The sequence below is a fragment of the Glutamicibacter sp. NPDC087661 genome, assembly GCF_044743275.1.
Classification (GTDB): domain Bacteria; phylum Actinomycetota; class Actinomycetes; order Actinomycetales; family Micrococcaceae; genus Glutamicibacter.
This window is the reverse complement of the sequence record NZ_JBIUWE010000005.1, coordinates 290,049-309,429: the sequence shown is the minus strand read 5'-3', so window position 1 is coordinate 309,429 and position 19,381 is coordinate 290,049. Positions and strand designations below refer to the sequence as shown.

Genomic DNA, 19,381 nt, shown 5'->3' with positions numbered 1-19,381 from the left:
CTCCTCTGCCAACAGAGCTAAACACTAATGAGAATCATTATCAATTGTCAAAACGAGCAAGCCACGGAATACCCCTCAGCCAAGCCGCTGCCGTTTCCGGACAAGGAAAAGCAGCCGCACTGCCCGTCATTGTGTGGGCGGTGCGGCTGCGGTGAAGCTATGTTCTTATGCTGGCTTGCCGGGCTACAGCCCCTCGGAAGTCAGCCATGCCGAAGCGATGTCGGCGGCAGACTTCTTGTCCACGGTGCTCTGCACGTTGAGGTCCACCAGAACCTGCGCTGTCAGTTTTTCGCTGACCGGATTCAGGACTTCTGCCAATTCCCCGGATTGATCAGCGGCCACCAATGGCACCACATTCGATGCCAGGAATAGCGACTTCGGGTCTTCAAGGACTACCAAGTCCTCCGTCTGGATCCGCGGATCCGCGGTAAAGACGTTGGCGACATTCACCGTGCCGGCGGCCAGGTCTTCAACGGTCGTGTCGCCAGTTGCCGAGAATTCGGCCTTGACGCCATATGCGCTCTCCAAGCCCTTGGGTCCATAGGGGCGTTGCGCCAATTCAGGCGGGCCGCCCACGGTCAAGGGTTCGGAAATGCCGGCCAAATCCTCGATGCTCGCAAGCTTATTGGCTTCAGCGAATTCCTTGGTCACCGTGTAGGAGTCCTGATCCGATGCTGGCGCGGCTTCGAGCACGGCCAATGATTCCGGCAAGGATTCCTTCAGCTCGCTGTACACCTCATCGGCGGAGCGTGCTTCGGTGTCTTCCTTGTAGAACTGCAGCAGGTTGCCGGTGTATTCAGGGAAGACATCAATGCTGCCGTCTTCCAGCTGGGGCATGTAGGCATCGCGCTGCCCGATGCTGAATTTCCGTTCCACTTCCATGCCGGCTCCTTCAAGCGCCTGGGCATAGATCTCAGCAACGATTTCATTGGAATAGTAGGCCTGCGAACCGACAACGATCGCTTCCCCACCCTCCCGGGTGGCATCGCTTTCGGTGGCCAACGGATCCGCACCGGAGCATCCAGCGAGTGCGAGGCTTCCGGCCAGCACGAGAGCACTCGTGGACAATATCTTCTTGGTTCTCATGACATTTCCCTTTCGCGGGTGATTGAGTCATCGGTATCTTGGTAAGTTTTCTTCTTCTTCTCCGAGGGCACGCCCAGCCCGTGGGGTACAGCCGCTTTCTGCGCGATGGCAAATGCCAAATCCAGCACCAAGGCCAGCGCGGCAACCATCAAGGCGCCGCCCAGGACCATGTCGAAGCGCCGCAGGTTCAGACCGGTGATGATGGGCAGTCCCAGGCCGCCGAGATTCACGTAGGCGGCAACAGTAACGGTGGCGACTACTTGAAGAACGGCGGAGCGGATCCCGCCTACGAGCAGCGCAAGTCCCAGTGGGATCTCGACTTTGACGAGGATCTGCCATTCGGTCATCCCCATGGCCCGGGCAGCATCGATGGTCTTGCGGTCAATTGCTTCGAAGCCGGTATAAGCTCCGGCCAGCAGTGATGGAATTGCCAGCACGACGAAGGTCAGCATGGCCGCTTCTGGCTTGTGCAGAACTCCCAGAAGCAGCACCAGCAGAATCAGCAGTCCGAAGGATGGCACCGCACGCGCAACGCCGGCCAGCCCGACGGCCAATTCCCTTCCTCGCCCCGTATGCCCAATGGCCCATCCCGCAGGGATGGCAATCGCGCTAGCAATCAGCACAGCAACCACCGTGAACAGCAAGTGCTGCCCCAGCAAGCTAGCCAGTCCCCCATCGCCCTGCCACTGCTCGGGAGCGAAGATCCACGCCAGCGCATCGGAAATCAGATTCATGAGGACACCTTCTGCGTGGACGGCTGCGCTGCAGTTCGTTTTTGCCTGGTGCTCGTTGCAGCCCAAGGCATCAGCCAACGGCCGGCCAGGAGCAACAACAGGTCAACGAGCAACGCGATCGCTGCCACCGCGATGATCCCCGCCAGGACTTCTTCAATGATGCGACGCTGCAGACCGTTGGTGAACAGGTAGCCCAAGTTGGTTACCCCGACCAGGATGCCGACGGTTGCCAGCGAGATGGTGCTGACCGCTGTCACTCGCAGACCAGCCAGAACTACGGGACCGGCCAAGGGAAGGTCGACAGCGAAGAAGCGGCGTGCCGATCCGTAGCCCATGGCAGTTGCGGCCGACCTGGTTGCCGGGTCCACCGAGTTCAGCCCATCGACCACGCTGCGCACCATGATCGCTATCGCGTAGATCGCCAAGGCGAGAATGAGATTGGCTTCGCTGATCGCGCTCATCCCGGTGAGTACGGGCAGGATCATCAGCAGAGCCAGCGAAGGGATCGTGTAGAGCAATCCGGTGATGCTCACGACCGGTCCGCGCACCAGTTTGTAGCGCCAGGCCACCCAACCCAGCGGAATCGACAGAATGAATCCGAGAATGATTGCTATCAGGGACTGGCGCAGGTGCTCCAGCGATAGCGAACCAATGAGTCCGAGATTTTCCAGGACCCAGTTCACTGGACTGACCCATCCTCGACGAGCTTGCCTTGAGTCCGGCCTTGCGCATCAACCAGGACGGTTCCGTGCTCGGTCTGCTTCAAGCTCAGCGCCCGTGCCCCACGCTGCGCGCCAATGAAGGAGGCGACAAAATCATTGGCCGGATTTTCAATGATCTCACTCGGGCTGCCGACCTGGAGCTTCTGTGCGCCCGCCGCCAGAATTACCACCTGGTCCCCCAGGAGGAAGGCTTCATCAATATCGTGGGTGACAAAGACTATGGTCTTATCGAGTTCTCTTTGGAGACGAAGCAATTCTTCTTGCAGCTCGGCGCGAACGATAGGGTCCACTGCGCCGAAGGGCTCGTCCATGAGCAGGATGTTCGGATCGGCGGCCAGCCCGCGTGCCACGCCAACGCGTTGCTGCTGGCCTCCAGAGAGCTGATGCGGATACCTGTCGGCCATGGAGCCGGCAAGCCCAACCGTGCCCATCAATTCCAAGGCACGCGCTCGTGATGCCTTGCTCGTTTCACCCATGAGCCGCGGCACGGTCGCAATGTTCTGTGCGACAGTGAAATGAGGCAGCAGGCCGGAGTTCTGCATCACGTAGCCGATGCTGCGGCGCAGGCCCACCGCCGGCTTGCTGGCGATGTCCTCGCCGTCGATACGGAGCGTACCGCTGCTCGGATCAACCATGCGGTTGATCATCCGCAGCAATGTTGTCTTGCCGCAGCCTGAGGAACCGACGAAGACAGTGGTGCGGTGGGCCGGAATTTGCAGGCTGAAATCCTTGACGGCAACGGTGCCATCCGGATAGTGCTTGGAAACATTATCGAACTCAATCATGCACATTCCTCCACAGCGGCTTCGATCCAACCCATTGGGTGATGCCCGGGCATATTCCGTCTCCTTGAGCTGGCGTTGAGCCCAATTCTGCCTTAAAAGTGCTGTGACAGCACCAGATGTCCGGGAAATAGCCAGTTTCATACTGCGTGGTGGTGCCCGGTTTCCTTCGGGAACATCGGTAGAGTCAGTGAAAATCATCTTTACTGCATTGGGAGAAGACCTTGCGCATACGCACAATTGGCATCGCGACAGCAACCTTAATCGTTGGCGCCCTGGCACTCTCATCACCGGCACTCGCTGGCCAGCAAGACGTCGCCCCATCCGGTGATTGGGACAGCTCAGTGTCCATGGAAGCCCGCACCGGCGAGGTGCTGGAGCAGATCGATATGGACCAGTGGGATTCGGTCGTCGTAGTAGACGCGCAAACAGGGCAAATCCTGCCGCAAAGTCCCGCCCCGGCAATCGAGCTCGATGACTCGCCAAGTCCTGCATACCTGGGCTTCTTTGGCTGACGCTTGAGCTGTGGTGCATGCCTTGCGCTTGATTTCCCATAAAAATATTGCCTCGAACCTTAATTGGTTCGAGGCAATATTTTTGGAAGCCTAGGCTTCGAGCACTACAGGAACGATCATTGGGCGGCGACGCAGCTTGCGCGATACCCACGAGCCGATCACGCGGCGCGTGATCTGCTGCAGCTGGTGCGTGGAGTGGTTCGGGTTGTTGCCCACCGCTTCCATAATCGCAGCTGCGATCTTCGGCTTGATCTCGTTGAAGACCGAGTCCTCTTCGGCTACGCCACGTGCGTGGATGTCCGGGCCGGAGATGATCGTGCCGTTCTGGCGGTTGATGACGGTGATGACCGAGATGAAGCCTTCTTCACCCAGGGTGACGCGGTCCTTCAGGTCATCATCGGTTATGGTGCCGACCTTGGAACCGTCAACGTAGACGTAGCCGCATTCGACCTGGCCAACGAGCTTTGCAACGCCGTCCTTCATGTCGATGACCGAGCCGTCGTCTGCCAGCAGCACGTTGTCCTCCGGGACACCGGCCTGCGCGGCCAGGCGGCCGTTGGCAATCAGGTGGCGGGTTTCGCCGTGCACCGGAAGCACGTTCTTCGGGCGCAGGATGTTGTAGCAGTAGAGCAATTCGCCAGCCGATGCGTGACCGGAAACGTGGACCTTGGCCATGCCCTTGTGGATGACCTCGGCACCCAAGCGCATCAGGCCGTTGATCACGCGGAAGACCGAGTTCTCATTGCCCGGGATCAGGCTGGAGGCCAGGATGACGGTGTCGCCCGGGTTGATCTGGACCTTGTGCTCGCCGTTGGCCATGCGGGACAGTGCAGCCATCGGCTCGCCCTGCGAACCGGTGGACATCAGCACTACCTTGTGGTCTGGCAGCGAATCGATCTGCTTCAGGTCGACCAGGACACCCTGTGGCACTTCGAGGTAGCCCAAGCGTTCGGCGATGCCCATATTGCGCACCATCGAGCGGCCGATGAAGGCCACCTTGCGGCCGTGCACCGCTGCGGCGTCCAGAACCTGCTGCACGCGGTGGACGTGCGAGGAGAACGAAGCGACGATGATGCGGCGGCGGGCGCGCGCGAACTTGGCCTCGAGTACCGGGCCGATTTCGCGTTCGGCAACGGTGAAGCCCGGAACTTCGGCGTTGGTGGAGTCCGGCAGGAACAAGTCCACGCCTTCCTCGCCCAGGCGCGCGAAGTGGCGCAGGTCGGTGATGCGGCCGTCAAGTGGCAGCTGGTCCATCTTGAAGTCGCCGGTGTGCAGCACGGTACCGGCTTCGGTGCGCAGGAATACTGCCAAGGCATCCGGGATCGAGTGGTTCACAGCTACGAACTCGCATTCGAAGTTGCCAACCTGCGCGATCTCGCCCTCCACCACGATATTGGTGTTGGCCTTGATGCGGTGTTCTGCCAGCTTTGCTTCGACGAAGGCCAGGGTCAGCTTCGACCCGTACAAAGGGATGTCTTCGCGCAGGCGCAACAGGTACGGAACAGCACCGATGTGGTCCTCGTGGCCGTGGGTCAGCACGAGGCCCACCACGTCGTCCAAGCGGTCCTTGATGTAGGAGAAGTCTGGCAGGATCAGATCCACGCCAGGCTGGTGCTCCTCGGGGAAGAGCACGCCGCAGTCGATGATCAACAGTTTCCCGTTGAGTTCGAAAACGGTCATGTTTCGGCCGACCTCGCCCAAGCCGCCGAGGGGAACAATTCGCATTGTTCCCTTCTTCAGCTTCGCCGGAGTCTGCATACGCGCAGCGTCAGCCTTGCCTACTGAACTCTCAGTCATATGTGGTTAGTCCCTTTCGTTACAGATCCCATCCACCTTCACGTAGGTCCGCGCGGATGGCATCGAGCTCTGCGTCCGACGGTGCCAACAGCGGCAGTCGGACGACGGTGTTCGGCAGGACACCCTGCCAGTGAAGTCCATATTTTGCGGCCACGGCGCCCTGAATGTGGCCCATGATGCCGCGCTGGATCGCGTCCAGCTCAAAGTGTGTGGTGCGTGCAGTCGCCAGATCTCCTGCATGCATTGCATTAACAAGCGTACGGTACTTAGCGGCCGCAACGTGAGCGGTGACCGAAACCACGCCGACAGCACCTGCCGCCATCAGCGGCAAAGTCAGCCCATCGTCGCCGGAGTACACGTGCAGATCGGTTGTGGCCAGCACGGTGGTGGTGGACTGGTAATCCGCCTTGGCGTCCTTCAGGGCAATGACCTGAGGAATCCTGGACAGTTCAATGATGGTCTCGGGCGCCAGCGCGATGCCGGTGCGTCCCGGGATGTCGTAGAGCATGATGGGCAGCTCAACGGCTTCGGCGATGGCCTTGACGTGGGCGATGACGCCGGCCTGGCTTGGCTTGTTGTAGTAGGGGGTGGTCAACAGCACACCGTCTACGCCCGCTTCCTTGGCAGCCAGCGAGAGCTTGATGGAGTGACGGGTGTCGTTGGTAGTGGAACCGGCCAGCACTGCGGCACGGTCCCCCACCGCCTCGGCGACGGTACGGAACATCTCGATGTTCTCTTCATCGGTCAGGGTCGAGGTCTCGCCGGTGGTGCCGGTGACGACCAGTCCGTCGCAGCCATCATCAACCAGCTTCGTTGCCAGTTTGGCAGCCATCGCGTAATCGACTTCACCCGCTTCATCGAAGGGCGTGACCATAGCGGTCAGCACGGTACCGAACGGGTATGCCTGATTATCAATTGCACTTGTAGCCATGGCATTAAATCTACACTCGCGCATGTTGCAATGGCATCCCCCGCGCAATTCGTGGTGCGATGATTCCATGAACGATTTGGGTAGTTCCCAGCGGTTGCTGGGCGTGGACGCGGCACGGCTTGCCGCCATCCTCGGGATGTTCGCCGCGCACGTTTTCGCGCTCTATGAAACCAGCGGCGCACCCGCCTACTCCCCAACATTTACCGGGACTTTCGCCTCCGGCCGAGCATCTGTCCTGTTCATGGTGCTGGCGGGTTTATCCCTGGTCCTGCTCTCGAAATCCTTGGCTCGAAAGGGCTGTTCCCACCCTAAGGTTTACTCAGTCCTTGTGCTGAGAGCATTAATTATTGCCGTGCTCGGAATGGCAATTGGGTCAGTAAATGAAGCCATCGCGGTCATTCTTGTCCACTATGGGCTACTGTTTCTATTGCTTCCACTGGCGCTGAAGCTGTCGAGAACAACCATTTGGGTAGTCTCGGCCCTTTGGCTGCTGCTTATGCCGGTTCTTTGGCGACCGCTGGCCAGCAACTGGATTGCGGACTCGCTGGACCATAATCCGAGCTTCGGCGACATTCTCACCCCGCAACTGCTCCTCAAGGATCTAACGGTCACCGGATACTACCCATTGATGGTCTGGTTCGGTTTCGGCCTTCTTGGAATAGCCATCGCAAGATGCAACCTGCACAGCACGAGGACTGCGAGCCTGCTTGCATTGGGCGGTTCGATTATCGCGGCGGCAACCCAATGGGCGGGCCATTCGGTGAGCATGCACAATGCCGGGCTCATAGCCCGTGAACTGGGCCTGGAATTATCCCTCGTTCCCACAATGATCACCACCGGGCGTTTGCCGGGCGCCAACCTGGATCCGTTCCTGGACAATCCAGCCTATCTTTGGCTGCCGACCGGTCACAGCAATTCTTCGCTCTCCACGCTGCACAACGCCGCCTGCGCTGTCGCTATCATCGGCCTGCTCCAGCTGATTATTGGTCGGCTGGGTGCGCTCGGCCGGATTCTGGCTGGCGCCGGCCGGGCCCCGCTGACCCTGTATGCAGGGCACATTATCTTGCTGCCGGCGCTGAAAGAGCACTTGGACCCAATGGTGATTTGGTGGGTTCTCTGTGCAACGACGGCCGTCTTCGGAATTTGGCTTGGCTTCAGCAAGGCCTCTGGCCCTTTGGAATATGGCGTCCGGGTGTTTAGCGGAGCTGACAGCACCCCCGAGACGAAGAGCAAATTCTAGAGCGATGGCCCGGACTCTCGTGAGTCCGGGCCATCAACATGATGCTGCTTTATGCAATTACTGGCTGACCTTCTGGTCTGCTCGCCAGAATTCGATCGCAGTACGCATGGATTTGCGGGCGCGCGGCTTGTCACCGCAGGCTTCATACGCCAGTGCCAGACGGTACCAGGATTTCCATGATTCCGGGTTCTCTTCCACATCCTGCTGATGGATAGGGAAATCAGCGTCGGCGGCCGAACGGAGGAAACGTCCCGACGGCATGCGGGGAAGATCCTCTGGCAGCTCACCTGAGGAGGCCAAGGACTTGCCCATTTTCTCAGTGCGCAGCCCGAAGAGCACCTCGCGAATGAGGATCCAGACGCACAGTGCAGGAATAACCAGGATTGCAATGCCCATGACCTGCGCGACCAGTTCCCCGGTTTTTAGCAGACGGATCGCCTGGGTGAAGGTCATTCCAATGTACAGCGCGAACAGCAGCAGAATGCCGCCTACCCAAAGTTTCGTTTTCACTGGCCCAACTCCAGGAAGCCATCAAGGCCATAGGTCAGGCCCGGGCGGGAGGCAACAGTACGCAGGCCCAGGAGGACGCCTGGCATGAACGAGGCACGGTCGAAGGAATCATGGCGCAAGGTGAACTGCTCCCCCGGGCCGCCAAAGAGCACTTCCTGGTGGGCTACGAGGCCGCGCAGGCGTACCGAATGAACGTTGATTCCATCGACGACTGCGCCACGGGCGCCATCGAGCTGGGTCTCGGTAGCGTCCGGGCTCGCGGGGACTCCAGCGGCTTCACGCGACTTCGCGATCAGTTCAGCGGTACGCACCGCGGTGCCGCTAGGCGCGTCCACCTTGTTCGGGTGGTGCAGCTCAATGATCTCTACGGATTCGAAGTACTTGGCTGCCGTAGCCGCGAAAGCGCTGGCGAGCACCGAGCCCAGGGCGAAGTTGGGCGCAATCAGCACACCTGCCTGCGGATGCTTGCCCAGCAGCCCTTCCAAATTCGCGCGGCGATCATCATCCCAGCCAGTGGTGCCAACCACTGCATGAAGCCCGTTCTCGACGGCAAAACGCACATTGGCCTCGGTGGATGCCGGCACAGAAAGGTCAACAATGTGCGTTGCGCCGGCTTCAAGGATCTGCGACAAATCGTCGCCTCTTCCCAAGCTTGCTACCAATTCCATGTCTGCAGCCTCAGTTACGGCCTTGACCGCTTCCGAGCCCATTCGTCCGGCCGCGCCGAGCACGGCCACCTTGATCTGTGCACTCATGGGCTTAAGCCTATCGCCCTGCAGGCACCTGCCTTGCCAACGATTACGTGATCTCACGCGAGTTTTGCAGCGAATACCCTGAGGCGATTTCCCAGATATTTGATTCTGCTTGTTCCCTACGGCCAGCCCAACTTGTTTTGCCTAGCAAATAGGGGAAAAATATGTGTCAGGAGTCTCCAAGTAGTAAGCAGGGCCATGGGTCAGAAAATTAAGCGCTTTGGTTTCGGCATCGGCGCAACGCTTGTCGCGACCTTTGCAATCACTTCCTGCGGTTCAGGCGATGAACCGATCACCCTGTCCGATGACGAGCGAGCAACTATTACTGATGTCGTCCAAGAACAGGGAACGGTCATCGATTCGCCGACTTGCCAGGTTGAGGTTTTCCGTATCGAGGACTCCACGACCTACGGCTGGGCTACTTGCGCACCCGATAGCCAGGACTCGGCGGACACCGCTGCCCAGGCGGATGCCTTCCCGTTCCGCATTGACGGGCAGGAACTGCGCCGTCCAGATGACGGTTCCAAATACGAGGAAGGCGTGCAGGAGCTCTTCCCGGAAGACCTTCGTTCCGCTATTACCCAGCATTCGACCGGGGCGGGCGGTTAATTCCTTTTTGCCTGTCTCGCCATTTCAGGTGAGCGTGCCGATTTTCCCTACCGATAGTGTGTGCGCACTTTTCGCACGATGAAAGGCTGGCGTGCGCCACGATTACTTTGGGCAATTGCCCGAATCCCTCAGGACCAGGCTTTCGGTTCGTGTCGCGGGCCATGGCCCTGACGTGGTGCTGATTCACGGGCTCGGAGCATCCAGCCGCTATTTCACTCCGCTGGCCAACATCTTGGCTAAGAAGTATCGAGTGATCGTTCCCGAACTTCCAGGCCACGGCAAGAATCTGGATGATGGCCGCCCGGTGACCGTACCGCGTTTCGCGCACGAAGTAGCATTGGCGTTGCGCGAGCTGAAAGTTGAGAACGCTATCGTCCTCGGGCATTCCATGGGCGCGCAGGTTTCCATTGAGCTAGCTCGCGCGTGGCCGGATCTGGTCAAGCACCTGGTCATTGCAGCTCCTGCGGTCAACGACCGTGAAGCGACGCTGTTCAGGCAGGCCCGCCGGCTCTTTGAAGATTTCCCGCACGAGTTGAACTCGGTGAAGGCAATATTGCTCGTCGATTACCTGCGCTGCGGCATCCCATGGTGGGCCAAAAGCTGCGCCCAGATGCTGGACTACTCCACCGTTGAATTGCTTCGTACGGTCCAGTGCCCGATTGATGTCGTGTGCGGCACCCGGGATCCGCTGTCTCCACCGGAGTTCGGTCTTCGCCTGGTCGCAAGAACACCGCAAGCCAAGCTCACCGTCATGCGTCATGGTGCGCATGGCTTCAATTTCTCTCATGCGCCCGAGCTTGCAGCGCTAGTAGATGCCGCGGCATGACCCAGAGAAAACGGCGATGCCCCTAGAATCGAAATCCTCGGATTCGATTCCAGGGGCACGGCATCCAGCTCTAGAGGCCTAAGTCGGCTTCACTTTCAAACGGTCCCACCACGGTGATCACTCGATCCTTGGAGGCCAGTTCCTGGGCCAGATCCTGAACTTCCTGGGCCGTGACGGCATTGACGCGAGACAGTGCTTCGTCGATGTCCTGGAATTCTCCGGTAATCATTTCTGCCCGGCCCAAACGGGACATGCGGCTTCCTGGATCCTCCAGTGCCAGCACCGTTCCACCAGATAGCTGGCCCTTGGCTTGCGCCAATTCAGTTTCGGTGATGCCGTCCTTGGCCAACCGATCAAGCTCGGCCCCCAGCAGCCCGATAACCTGAGCAGCCTTAGCCGGGGCGCAGCCCGCGTACATGCCAAAGTAGCCGGCATCGGTGTAGGCGGCGGAGAAGGAGTAGGTCGAGTACACCAGTCCACGCTTCTCGCGAATTTCCTGGAACAACCTTGAGCTCATGCCGCCGCCGAGAACAGCGTTCAGCACTGCGAGAACCTGACGGCGGTCATCATGTCCGGTGATGCCGGAGCATCCCATGATGATGTTGGCTTGCTCGCCCGGACGGTTGATTACTTCCAGCCCGGCCTTCGAAGTGATCTGCGCTGGTTCACCCATGCGGCGTGGTTCTGGCACAGCCATCGGGTCCAGTTCCCAGCCTGCTTCGGTCAGCGCCTTGAGAAGCAGCTCGCACAGCTTGTCGTGCTCCAGGGATCCGGCGGCAGTAACAATCAACTCGCTTGGGCGGTAGTGCGCACGATAGTGCTCCATGACTGCCTCGCGGGAGATCTCCATGATCTCTTCAGGAGTTCCTCCAATGGGACGTCCCAATGGGTGATCGCCCAAGACATTGGCAACGAACCGCTCGTGGGCGACATCCATCGCGTCATCTGCATCCATGGCCAGCTCTTCGATGATCACCCCGCGTTCCTGTTCCAATTCCTGCGGGTCGATAACTGCAGAGGTAACCATGTCGGCGATGACCTCAAGGGCCATTGGCAGCTCCGTGTCCAGGACGCGGGCGTAATAGCAGGTCGATTCCTTGGCGGTGGCTGCGTTTGATTCGCCGCCCACGGCATCGAAGGACTGGGCGATTTCCAAGGCAGTGCGCTTGGCAGTGCCCTTGAACAGCAGGTGCTCCAGGAAGTGCGTGGAGCCGAAGTGCCCTGATTCCTCGTCGCGGGAACCGACCGGTACCCAGAAGCCCACTGTGGTGGACCGCTGTCCGGGCATCGCTTCTGTCAGGACTCGTACGCCACCGGGCAGGATGCTGCGCCGGACTTCAGAGCCGCCTTCGCCTCGGTGGACCAACGTCGGGTCCGCCGGGTCAATCGGAGAAAACTGCGTGGTCTCCACCGAATGCAACGGCAATGGAATCATGGCCACGAATATACGTCCTTAAGTCGTCGAGAATAGCCATTTCAAGCTAAGTACACTGTCTTTCATTCTCCCATAGAACCGCGGTTTGAAAGCAATAGCTCAGTGGTGACGGAGCCATCACATTCTGGGAAATTACGCGATCGGACCGCGACTGCGGCAATACTCACTAGCTCGGTTGGTGGGCTAAGTTGCGTCGAGATATCCGCGTTTCTCGGCGTCAGCGCACACTGGGGTCTGCCGTCCTGGGTCACTTGAAGCGCAGGCTAGATAAACAGTGTTCGCTGCATTTTCTGTGCTCAATTCCGGATATCCCATTGATCCGGGATTATAGGAGACGGCAGTGCTCCACTCATCGAGGTTCTTGCAAGCATTGAGCGCCATTTTCTCTGCTTCGCTAATCTTAATTTGCGGCGTTTCATGATCAGACCAGGCTTCGTTCTGCTTTTGAATTGCCGACTGGCATTCCTCGCCGATATTAGATGTCCTAGCCGCATCGAAATTCTCGCATCCACTGATAGCTAATGCCACGGCGCGCAGTGCTGCAGCTAAGAAGTGAACTCTGCGCATAGTCTCCATGCTACCGACGGGATCCTGCAAGTTGGCGAATCGGCGGCCATCATTTCCTTTCGGCGAAGGGACAACAAAGCAAGAAAATCCCGCACGTTCCAAACGGAACACGCGGGATTTCCAGATCTCAAGCTATTGCTCAGGCAAGCTTGGAACGATCGAACGCATCAAGGCTGATGCCCTGCTCCAAGACGACCTTGGCCCACTCGCGAGCAGAGTGCAGGGAATGGTCGCGGTAGTTGCCACAGCTTACGGCTTCGGTTCCTGGAACATCTTCCCAGGTAACCTTCTCCGCGATATCTTCCAGCGAGCTCTTGATCGCAGCGGCGACGACCTCCGGTGTCGGCTCGCCCCACAAGATCATATGGAAGCCGGTGCGGCAGCCAAATGGGGAGAAATCGATCAGGCCATCGATGCGGGTACGCAGCAGACCAGCCATGGTGTGCTCGATGGTGTGCAAACCTGCCGTTGGAATCTCACCGTGGTTCGGCTGCACTAAACGGATGTCGTAGTTGGAGATGGCGTCTCCCTTGGGACCGTGCTCCACCCCGATTTTGCGCACATACGGCGCCTTGACCTTGGTGTGGTCCAGTGCAAAGCTTTCAACTTCAGCAAGTTCAATATCACTCATATGCAAAGTCTATCTGCTCACCGTCTGGCGAATCGAGAGCTTATCGAAGGAGGTAACCGATAGACTTCTTAGGACGTTCGGGGCAGCAATCCCCGAACTGATTTCTTTAGAGGGGAAGTTCATGTCGGACCAGAAGTCCTTGCTCGTCTTTGCGCATGCAGACGAAGCCGTAGCCTTTGCAGATGTCGAGCACCTGATTTCTGGTGTTGGCAAGGTCAACGCGTCGGTAGCCTTGGCTGGCGCGCTTGCTGAAGGCAACATCAAAAACGTCGTCGTGCTTGGCACCGCTGGAGTTGTTGGCCATGCCGGTGAAGACCGCCCGAGCTTGGACACTATTTACCAGATCACCAAACTGATCCAGCATGATTTCCCGCTGCCATCGGCAGATGTGGACCCTGCCGGCGCCATCCTGCTTCCTGATTTCCAGGTCACCATGGCTACCGGCGACGTGTTCGTCTCGAATGATGAGCAGCGTATCCACATCAAGTCCTTGGGCGCTTCGTTGGTCGATATGGAAGGCTACGCCTACGCAAGCATCTGCCAACGCTTCAACGTGCCGCTGCAGATCTTCAAGATCCCTTCCGATTACGCGGATGATTCGGCGTCGATCGACGAATGGGATGATATCGCCAAGCAGAAGAGCGTCCAGCTGCGCGAGTTCTACGACCAGCACCTGGGGTAGCAGACTGCCGCCGGGACCTTCCACCGAAGGTTAGCTCTAGAATTGAAACACCAGCAGCGAACGGAGATTGTTCCATGACAGCACAGGCAAAACCACACGTCGGTGCAGCAGAGCTCTCCATGCCCCGCCACCACCAGCTGATCGTTTCGCTTTTCGGCATGCATGCCCGCCAGCACGGCGGCGCCTTGCAGGTGGCGGCAATCATATCCCTGATGCAGGACGTGGGAGTCGAGCCTGCAGGCACTCGTTCCTCGATTTCCCGATTGAAGAAGCGCGGCATCATCGACAGCGTGCAAGTCCGCGGTCGCAACGGATACTCGTTGTCCGAATCGGTGCTGACCACCTTTGCCGAAGGCGACGAGCGGATTTTCCATCCACGCCGCGCAACGGCCGAAGACCGCTGGCTGCTGGCAACCTTCACGGTCCCCGAAACCCAGCGCAACATCCGGCACAAGATCCGTTCCTCCCTGGTGCGCATGGGTTTCGGTTCGGTGGTCCCCGGGCTCTGGATTGCACCGGAACATGCCAAGGATCCTGCCTTGGCCTACTTCGCCCGGCACGGCCTGGACAAGTACTTCGAGTTCTTCCTGGCCGAGCACATCGGCGGCGCGCAGCTGCGCGAGAACCTGGATTCCTGGTGGGATTTAGGGACCCTGGAAGCTATGTACTCCGAATTCCTGAAGGAGAACCAGGGACGGTTGGAATTCTGGAAGGAACGCGCCGGCACGCAGCACAGCCCTGAGATCGATGCCCAGGGCTTCGCGGACCATCTGGTCCTGCTTACCCAGTGGCGCCGATTCCCCTATTCCGATCCCGGGTTGCCGGCCGAGCTGCTCCCGGAGGATTGGAACGCGTTGAAGGCTGAAGCGCTGTTCAAGGACCTGCATACGCTGCTGTCGCCACTGGCTTCGCGCCATGTACAGCGGGTGATCGGCGAGCAACGCTGATCTTTGCGCCTCGACCGATAGGAACAGGGCTGCGAAACCAATTGGTTTCGCAGCCCTGTTCCGCATCCAGGGACTAGTTGCGGTCCTGGATGACAGCCACGCCCTGGATTTCAATCAAGGCTTCCTGCTGCCAAAGCCGGCTTACCCCGATCCCTGCCATCGCAGGATATTCCGAACCGGCCATCTCGCGCCAAAGGCGCCCGATTTCCCTGCCATGGGCCATGTAATCATCCACATCGGTCAAGTAAATGGTCACGCTGGTCAGGTCCTCGGGGCGGCCCCCGGCTTCAACCAAGGTGGTCAGCACGTTGGAGAATGCCTGCTTGAACTGTTCCACGATGCCGCCGGGCACGATCTTCATATCCTTGTCCAGAGCGGTTTGCCCGCCGAGGTAGACCGTATCCCCCGCCTTGACTCCGTGGGCATAGCCAGAGGGCTTCGCCATGGATGCGGGGTTGATTGTCTCGTTGCGGTGCAACTTGGTTTCAGTCATTTCCTACTCCTTGTACCGGGTGCATGAAATTTGCCCCAATTGGCTCTAGCGCCATCTTTGTGATGCGTGCTACATTGAGCTTACGTGACGGCGGTAAAAAAGTCGACACATAGCTTTTCACCCAACTGACAAAGGGAATCCACACATGAAACTCGCAACGATCCGCGCCGGCGGGAAGAGCCTGGCGGCAATCCAGACCGATCAGGGATATCTGCCCCTGCCAGCTGGCGATCTCAGCGAGTTCCTCAAGCACCAGGACTGGAAAGCAATCGCCTCCGAAGCCCTGGAATCCAGTACCGCAGGCGATCTTATCCCCGCGGAGCAGGCCCGGCAGCTTAATCCGCTGCCAGCGCCCGCCAAGGTGATCTGCTGCGGGCTGAACTACAGCGACCACATCCTGGAAATGGGAAGGGAACTGCCCGAATATCCCACATTGTTCGCAAAGTTCGCCGACACCCTGGCAGATCCCGACGCCGAGATTTCCAGCGCTTCCTCCGCCAATGTCGACTGGGAAGCTGAATTGGCAGTAGTGCTTGGTTCAGATGCATGCTCAGCGTCCTTGGAAGAAGCCCAGGCCGCCATTGCCGGATACACGGTAGCCAACGACGTCTCGATGCGCGACTGGCAGCGCCGGACCCTGCAGTGGTTCCAAGGCAAGGCCTTCGACGGCACCACTCCCCTGGGTCCCGTGCTGGCCACGGCAGATGAGATCGACCCGGTGGCCGGCGCGGAGGTCATCTGCCGCATCAACGGCGAGGAAGTGCAACGCGGCAACACCTCGACGCTGGTGTTCTCCGCGGCGCGGCTGGTCAGCTACATTTCCGAATTCACCACGCTTCGTGCCGGGGACATCGTGCTGACCGGGACCCCCGGCGGAGTCGGAATGGGCATGGTTCCGCCTCGCTTCCTCGCTGACGGGGACCGGCTCGAAACCGAAATCCCTGGCATCGGCATCCTCTCCAACAGGTTCCGGCTCCGAGTGAACAGCCCGGCCCTGTCCCAATGACCATCAGCAACATCCCTCTACCGAATTTGAAGGAGCACACCATGACCGAAGCACCCATAACCTACCGCACCGAAGGCGACAATTCGATCTATGCCTCGGAAAATGGCCAGGTTGTCCCCGTAGTCACCCGGGCAGGATCCGAGGACACCAACACCGCCCAGTCCGGGGACTGCATCCGCGTCTCGGGCGTCAGCATCCAGCACACGCCCGCCACAAAGATCTGGTTCGGCCAGGTCTCCAATGTCCCGGGCTACCGTTCCCTCCCCCACCACCATGGTGAAGCGGAAACCGGCGGCTACGTGCTGCGTGGCCACGGCCGGATCTACTTCGGCGAGAACTACGAGCAGTACGCCGACATGAAGGCCGGCGACTGGGTCTTCGTCCCACCGTTCATGCCCCATGTCGAGGCCAACATGTCGGTCACCGAGGAGCTGGTGTGGCTCACTGCCCGGACCCCGGAGAATATCGTGGTCAATCTCGCTGATGTCGCTGACGAAACCTTGGAAGGATACCGCCGAGCATGAGCACCACAGCATTGTCCGCCCAGGTCTTCCTGGATGCCATCAACCTGACCGAATGCGCTGCGGAGGTCTTCGACCAGGCGTTCACCGCCATCCCTCAGTACGTGCCCTGGCCCAAGGCCTACGGTGGCGACATGGTTGCCCAGGGTGCCCTTTCGCTGATGAAGTCGGTGGGTGCCGACCGCAGCCTGCACTCCATGCACTCCTACTTCCTGCGGCCAGTGGATATGCACCAGCCGGTCCGCTACGAGGTGGAGCACCTGCGCGATGGCCGCGGCTATTCCACCCGCCAGGTGCGCGCCTTCCAGAACGGCAAGCCGGTCTACTGCGCGCTAGGCTCTTTCCACGTTCCGGAAGACGGGGCCGAATTCGCGCTCGATGCCCCCGGCGCTTCGCTGGATCTGGATCCGCAGTCCCTGGCCAGCGCCGCCGAGGCCCTGCAAGGCGTGGAGGGCGACGCCGCCAAGTACTGGGCCGGCGGCCGCAGCTTCGACATGCGCCATGTTCCCGAAGCCATCTACCTTCCCGGCGAGCGCGAAAAGTCCGGCAGCCAAGCGGTCTGGATCCGGGCCTTCTCACCGTTGCCCGATGATGCGGTGATTCAGAAGGCGGCCTTGGCCTATGTCTGCGATTACACCATCCTGGAGCCGATCATGCGCGGTCTCGGGCTGAGCTGGGGCGATGAGGGCCTGGTGACCGCCAGCTTGGACCATTCCATGTGGTTCCATCGCGAGGGGCGCATGGACGACTGGGTGCTTTACGCTCAGGAAGCCATTTCGAGCCAGGACAACCGCGGACTGGCCATCGGGCGCTTCTATGCCCGCGATGGCAAGCTGCTGGCCACCGTAGCCCAAGAAGGAATGATCCGCCCCGGGCGGAACGCCAACTAGGACTTCCCACCGAACCTGCCAACGGAGTTGCCTTATGGAACTTTCACCTTCTGTACATGTCGATAGCTTTACCCGCGACCATCTTCCATCCCCCGAATTGTGGCCGACGCTGGAATTCACCTTGCCCGAGCTGCAGTACCCGGACCGGCTCAATGCCGCCGAAGTGCTGATCGACCAGTCCGTCGAGAAGTTCGGCGCCCAGCGCACGGCGCTGCTGGCCCCCGATGGCACCAGCCTGAGCTACGGGCAGCTGCTCAAGCGGGCCAACCAGGTAGCCCAGGTGCTGGTCGAGGACTATGGCTTGGTGCCGGGCAACCGGGTAATGCTGCGCGGTCCGAACAACGCATGGCTGGTAGCTTGCTGGCTCGGAGTGATCAAGGCCGGCGGTGTTGTGGTCACCACGATGGCTGCCCTGCGCGCTGCGGAAATCTCCAAGCTGGCCACGCTGACCGGCCCGGTGGCGCTAATCACCGACCACCGCTTCGCCGAGGACGCGCTCAAGGCCAGCGGCGGCGGCTATCCGGTCATCAGCTACGGCGGCACGTCCCGCGACGATCTGGCCCAGCAGGCAGCAGGCAAATCCGGCGAATTCACCGCGGTGGCCACAGCCGCAGATGATGTGGCATTGCTGGGACCGACTTCGGGAACCACTGGCGTCCCTAAGATCACCATGCATTTCCACCGGGACATCCTGGCCAATGCGGACACTTTTGCCCGCTACATCCTGGAACCCACCAAGGACGATGTCTTCGCCGGTTCCCCGCCGCTGGCTTTCACCTTCGGACTGGGCGGGCTAGTGGTCTTCCCCTTCCGCTTCGGCGCCAGCTCGCTGCTGACCGAACGCGCCACCCCGGTGCAGTTGGCCGAGCAGTCCCACGCGGCCGGGGCAACCATCCTGTTCACCGCCCCCACCGCCTACCGGGCCATCTTGAAGAACGGCAAGGCCGACCTGCTCAGGCCCCTGCGCGTGGCGGTCTCCGCCGGCGAGCACCTGCCTGCCGACACCTGGCACCATGTCAGGGAGGCAACCGGGCTGGAACTGGTCAACGGCATCGGTTCCACCGAAATGCTGCACGTGTTCGTCTCCGCCGCCGGCAAGGACATCAAGCCGGGAACCACAGGCAAGGCCATTCCCGGTTTCCGCGCCACGGTGCTGGATGCCGAGGGCAACGAAGCCGCGGCCAACGAGCCGGGGCGCCTGGCGGTTATCGGGCCGACCGGCTGCCGCTATCTCGATGACCCGAGGCAGCGCAATTACGTCGAAAGCGGCTGGAACATCACCGGGGACATCTTCTCCCGGGACGAGGACGGTTTCTTCACCTACCAGGCGCGCAGCGACAACATGATCGTCTCTTCCGGATATAACATCGGCGGCCCGGAAGTCGAGCAAGCCCTGGACCAGCATCCCGAGGTGCTGGAAAACGCGGTGGTCGCCCGCCCGGATCCGAACCGCGGATCAATCGTCTGCGCGTTCGTGGTTCTGGTCGAAGGCGCCGAAGCCGATGAGGCGAAGGCCAAGGAATTGCAGGACTTCGTCAAAGCCACGATTGCCCCGTACAAGTACCCGCGGGAAATCCGCTTTGTCACCGAGCTGCCTCGAAATCCCAGCGGCAAGCTGCAGCATTTCAAGCTGCGCGAGGCCTTCAACGGCTCCCCGGTCGCATAAACTCCCCAGATATTTTTCGGGCCCCGGCCCAATCGCCCT

The 19,381-nt window shown here is 60.0% G+C and carries 22 protein-coding genes; 10 read left to right on the top strand and 12 right to left on the bottom strand.

Annotated elements, in window-relative coordinates; all coding sequences use genetic code 11:
- Window positions 1-183: 183 nt before the first annotated feature.
- The 4 genes from ACIOTN_RS14875 to ACIOTN_RS14860 are packed head-to-tail and all read right to left on the bottom strand — an operon-like array spanning window position 184 to window position 3,327.
- Window positions 184-1,086, bottom strand: a complete 903-nt coding sequence (locus tag ACIOTN_RS14875) for an ABC transporter substrate-binding protein (RefSeq protein WP_402735581.1) — start codon at window positions 1,084-1,086, stop codon at window positions 184-186.
- Entirely contained in the window at window positions 1,083-1,820 is a 738-nt protein-coding gene (locus tag ACIOTN_RS14870) for an ABC transporter permease (RefSeq protein ID WP_402735580.1), read from the bottom strand. The genes ACIOTN_RS14875 and ACIOTN_RS14870 overlap by 4 nt, the downstream gene beginning before the upstream one ends.
- A complete protein-coding gene (locus tag ACIOTN_RS14865; RefSeq protein WP_332731422.1) occupies window positions 1,817-2,503 on the bottom strand; it encodes an ABC transporter permease subunit in 687 nt (228 codons plus the stop codon). Before ACIOTN_RS14865 ends, ACIOTN_RS14870 begins: the two co-directional genes overlap by 4 nt.
- Window positions 2,500-3,327 carry an ABC transporter ATP-binding protein gene (locus ACIOTN_RS14860; protein ID WP_105658185.1) on the bottom strand — a complete coding sequence of 276 codons (828 nt, stop codon included), beginning with the start codon at window positions 3,325-3,327 and terminating at the stop codon, window positions 2,500-2,502. Before ACIOTN_RS14860 ends, ACIOTN_RS14865 begins: the two co-directional genes overlap by 4 nt.
- A 221-nt stretch (window positions 3,328-3,548) precedes the next feature.
- Between ACIOTN_RS14860 and ACIOTN_RS14855 the strand changes: the two genes are divergently transcribed.
- Window positions 3,549-3,839 carry a hypothetical protein gene (locus ACIOTN_RS14855; RefSeq protein WP_402735579.1) on the top strand — a complete coding sequence of 97 codons (291 nt, stop codon included), beginning with the start codon at window positions 3,549-3,551 and terminating at the stop codon, window positions 3,837-3,839.
- A 90-nt stretch (window positions 3,840-3,929) separates the two neighbouring features.
- Here ACIOTN_RS14855 and ACIOTN_RS14850 read toward each other — a convergent pair whose 3' ends face one another.
- A complete protein-coding gene (locus tag ACIOTN_RS14850) occupies window positions 3,930-5,636 on the bottom strand; it encodes a ribonuclease J (RefSeq protein WP_105658187.1) in 1,707 nt (568 codons plus the stop codon).
- A 19-nt stretch (window positions 5,637-5,655) separates the two neighbouring features.
- Window positions 5,656-6,567 (bottom strand): 4-hydroxy-tetrahydrodipicolinate synthase, encoded by a 912-nt coding sequence (gene dapA, locus ACIOTN_RS14845; protein WP_400342829.1) that lies wholly within the window; start codon window positions 6,565-6,567, stop codon window positions 5,656-5,658.
- Between the two features lie 67 nt (window positions 6,568-6,634).
- Here dapA and ACIOTN_RS14840 point away from each other — a divergent pair, with 67 nt between their 5' ends.
- Window positions 6,635-7,807 (top strand): heparan-alpha-glucosaminide N-acetyltransferase domain-containing protein, encoded by a 1,173-nt coding sequence (locus tag ACIOTN_RS14840; RefSeq protein ID WP_400290441.1) that lies wholly within the window; start codon window positions 6,635-6,637, stop codon window positions 7,805-7,807.
- 57 nt (window positions 7,808-7,864) lie between these two features.
- Here the strand turns inward: ACIOTN_RS14840 and ACIOTN_RS14835 are convergent, their stop codons facing one another.
- Complete coding sequence (locus tag ACIOTN_RS14835; protein ID WP_105661863.1) at window positions 7,865-8,317, bottom strand: tetratricopeptide repeat protein; 453 nt, start codon at window positions 8,315-8,317, stop codon at window positions 7,865-7,867.
- On the bottom strand, window positions 8,314-9,072 hold the full coding sequence (dapB, locus tag ACIOTN_RS14830; RefSeq protein ID WP_105661862.1) for a 4-hydroxy-tetrahydrodipicolinate reductase: 759 nt from the start codon (window positions 9,070-9,072) through the stop codon (window positions 8,314-8,316). Before dapB ends, ACIOTN_RS14835 begins: the two co-directional genes overlap by 4 nt.
- A gap of 195 nt (window positions 9,073-9,267) precedes the next feature.
- Between dapB and ACIOTN_RS14825 the strand changes: the two genes are divergently transcribed.
- Complete coding sequence (locus tag ACIOTN_RS14825) at window positions 9,268-9,678, top strand: hypothetical protein (protein ID WP_105658192.1); 411 nt, start codon at window positions 9,268-9,270, stop codon at window positions 9,676-9,678.
- A 172-nt stretch (window positions 9,679-9,850) separates the two neighbouring features.
- Window positions 9,851-10,504: an alpha/beta fold hydrolase gene (locus ACIOTN_RS14820; RefSeq protein WP_402735578.1), complete on the top strand. Its 654-nt coding sequence runs from the start codon at window positions 9,851-9,853 to the stop codon at window positions 10,502-10,504.
- A 70-nt stretch (window positions 10,505-10,574) separates the two neighbouring features.
- Here ACIOTN_RS14820 and ACIOTN_RS14815 read toward each other — a convergent pair whose 3' ends face one another.
- The 3 genes from ACIOTN_RS14815 to ACIOTN_RS14805 all read right to left on the bottom strand — a co-directional run bounded on the left by ACIOTN_RS14815 (window position 10,575) and on the right by ACIOTN_RS14805 (window position 13,137).
- Complete coding sequence (locus tag ACIOTN_RS14815) at window positions 10,575-11,945, bottom strand: pitrilysin family protein (protein WP_332487865.1); 1,371 nt, start codon at window positions 11,943-11,945, stop codon at window positions 10,575-10,577.
- A gap of 177 nt (window positions 11,946-12,122) precedes the next feature.
- Window positions 12,123-12,617 carry a hypothetical protein gene (locus ACIOTN_RS14810; protein WP_146112930.1) on the bottom strand — a complete coding sequence of 165 codons (495 nt, stop codon included), beginning with the start codon at window positions 12,615-12,617 and terminating at the stop codon, window positions 12,123-12,125.
- 28 nt (window positions 12,618-12,645) lie between these two features.
- Window positions 12,646-13,137, bottom strand: coding sequence for an S-ribosylhomocysteine lyase (locus ACIOTN_RS14805; protein ID WP_105661860.1), 492 nt, complete (start codon window positions 13,135-13,137; stop codon window positions 12,646-12,648).
- A 121-nt stretch (window positions 13,138-13,258) separates the two neighbouring features.
- Here ACIOTN_RS14805 and ACIOTN_RS14800 point away from each other — a divergent pair, with 121 nt between their 5' ends.
- Together ACIOTN_RS14800 and ACIOTN_RS14795 are read left to right on the top strand one after the other, a co-directional pair.
- Window positions 13,259-13,819, top strand: coding sequence for a purine-nucleoside phosphorylase (locus ACIOTN_RS14800; protein ID WP_402735577.1), 561 nt, complete (start codon window positions 13,259-13,261; stop codon window positions 13,817-13,819).
- 74 nt (window positions 13,820-13,893) lie between these two features.
- Complete coding sequence (locus ACIOTN_RS14795; protein ID WP_105661858.1) at window positions 13,894-14,766, top strand: PaaX family transcriptional regulator C-terminal domain-containing protein; 873 nt, start codon at window positions 13,894-13,896, stop codon at window positions 14,764-14,766.
- 73 nt (window positions 14,767-14,839) lie between these two features.
- Here ACIOTN_RS14795 and ACIOTN_RS14790 read toward each other — a convergent pair whose 3' ends face one another.
- Window positions 14,840-15,259 (bottom strand): RidA family protein, encoded by a 420-nt coding sequence (locus tag ACIOTN_RS14790; RefSeq protein ID WP_105661857.1) that lies wholly within the window; start codon window positions 15,257-15,259, stop codon window positions 14,840-14,842.
- Window positions 15,260-15,404: 145 nt separating this feature from the next.
- Here ACIOTN_RS14790 and ACIOTN_RS14785 point away from each other — a divergent pair, with 145 nt between their 5' ends.
- The 4 genes from ACIOTN_RS14785 to ACIOTN_RS14770 are packed head-to-tail and all read left to right on the top strand — an operon-like array spanning window position 15,405 to window position 19,342.
- Complete coding sequence (locus ACIOTN_RS14785; protein WP_105661856.1) at window positions 15,405-16,265, top strand: fumarylacetoacetate hydrolase family protein; 861 nt, start codon at window positions 15,405-15,407, stop codon at window positions 16,263-16,265.
- Window positions 16,266-16,306: 41 nt separating this feature from the next.
- Window positions 16,307-16,789, top strand: coding sequence for a cupin domain-containing protein (locus ACIOTN_RS14780; protein WP_105661924.1), 483 nt, complete (start codon window positions 16,307-16,309; stop codon window positions 16,787-16,789).
- On the top strand, window positions 16,786-17,676 hold the full coding sequence (locus ACIOTN_RS14775) for an acyl-CoA thioesterase II (RefSeq protein WP_105661855.1): 891 nt from the start codon (window positions 16,786-16,788) through the stop codon (window positions 17,674-17,676). Before ACIOTN_RS14780 ends, ACIOTN_RS14775 begins: the two co-directional genes overlap by 4 nt.
- Window positions 17,677-17,710: 34 nt before the next feature.
- Entirely contained in the window at window positions 17,711-19,342 is a 1,632-nt protein-coding gene (locus ACIOTN_RS14770) for an AMP-binding protein (RefSeq protein WP_402735576.1), read from the top strand.
- The last annotated feature ends 39 nt before the right edge of the window (window positions 19,343-19,381 follow it).

Excerpts from the sequence above, each read along its gene's own strand:
- ACIOTN_RS14780 (WP_105661924.1), top strand. The coding sequence starts at position 16,307 with ATGACCGAAGCACCCATAACCTACCGCACCGAAGGCGACAATTCGATC.
- ACIOTN_RS14860 (WP_105658185.1), bottom strand. The coding sequence starts at position 3,327 with ATGATTGAGTTCGATAATGTTTCCAAGCACTATCCGGATGGCACCGTT.
- ACIOTN_RS14825 (WP_105658192.1), top strand. The coding sequence starts at position 9,268 with ATGGGTCAGAAAATTAAGCGCTTTGGTTTCGGCATCGGCGCAACGCTT.
- ACIOTN_RS14770 (WP_402735576.1), top strand. The coding sequence starts at position 17,711 with ATGGAACTTTCACCTTCTGTACATGTCGATAGCTTTACCCGCGACCAT.
- ACIOTN_RS14790 (WP_105661857.1), bottom strand. The coding sequence starts at position 15,259 with ATGACTGAAACCAAGTTGCACCGCAACGAGACAATCAACCCCGCATCC.
- dapA (WP_400342829.1), bottom strand. The coding sequence starts at position 6,567 with ATGGCTACAAGTGCAATTGATAATCAGGCATACCCGTTCGGTACCGTG.
- ACIOTN_RS14800 (WP_402735577.1), top strand. The coding sequence starts at position 13,259 with ATGTCGGACCAGAAGTCCTTGCTCGTCTTTGCGCATGCAGACGAAGCC.
- ACIOTN_RS14795 (WP_105661858.1), top strand. The coding sequence starts at position 13,894 with ATGACAGCACAGGCAAAACCACACGTCGGTGCAGCAGAGCTCTCCATG.
- ACIOTN_RS14870 (WP_402735580.1), bottom strand. The coding sequence starts at position 1,820 with ATGAATCTGATTTCCGATGCGCTGGCGTGGATCTTCGCTCCCGAGCAG.
- ACIOTN_RS14840 (WP_400290441.1), top strand. The coding sequence starts at position 6,635 with ATGAACGATTTGGGTAGTTCCCAGCGGTTGCTGGGCGTGGACGCGGCA.
- dapB (WP_105661862.1), bottom strand. The coding sequence starts at position 9,072 with ATGAGTGCACAGATCAAGGTGGCCGTGCTCGGCGCGGCCGGACGAATG.
- ACIOTN_RS14850 (WP_105658187.1), bottom strand. The coding sequence starts at position 5,636 with ATGACTGAGAGTTCAGTAGGCAAGGCTGACGCTGCGCGTATGCAGACT.
- ACIOTN_RS14805 (WP_105661860.1), bottom strand. The coding sequence starts at position 13,137 with ATGAGTGATATTGAACTTGCTGAAGTTGAAAGCTTTGCACTGGACCAC.
- ACIOTN_RS14775 (WP_105661855.1), top strand. The coding sequence starts at position 16,786 with ATGAGCACCACAGCATTGTCCGCCCAGGTCTTCCTGGATGCCATCAAC.
- ACIOTN_RS14875 (WP_402735581.1), bottom strand. The coding sequence starts at position 1,086 with ATGAGAACCAAGAAGATATTGTCCACGAGTGCTCTCGTGCTGGCCGGA.
- ACIOTN_RS14785 (WP_105661856.1), top strand. The coding sequence starts at position 15,405 with ATGAAACTCGCAACGATCCGCGCCGGCGGGAAGAGCCTGGCGGCAATC.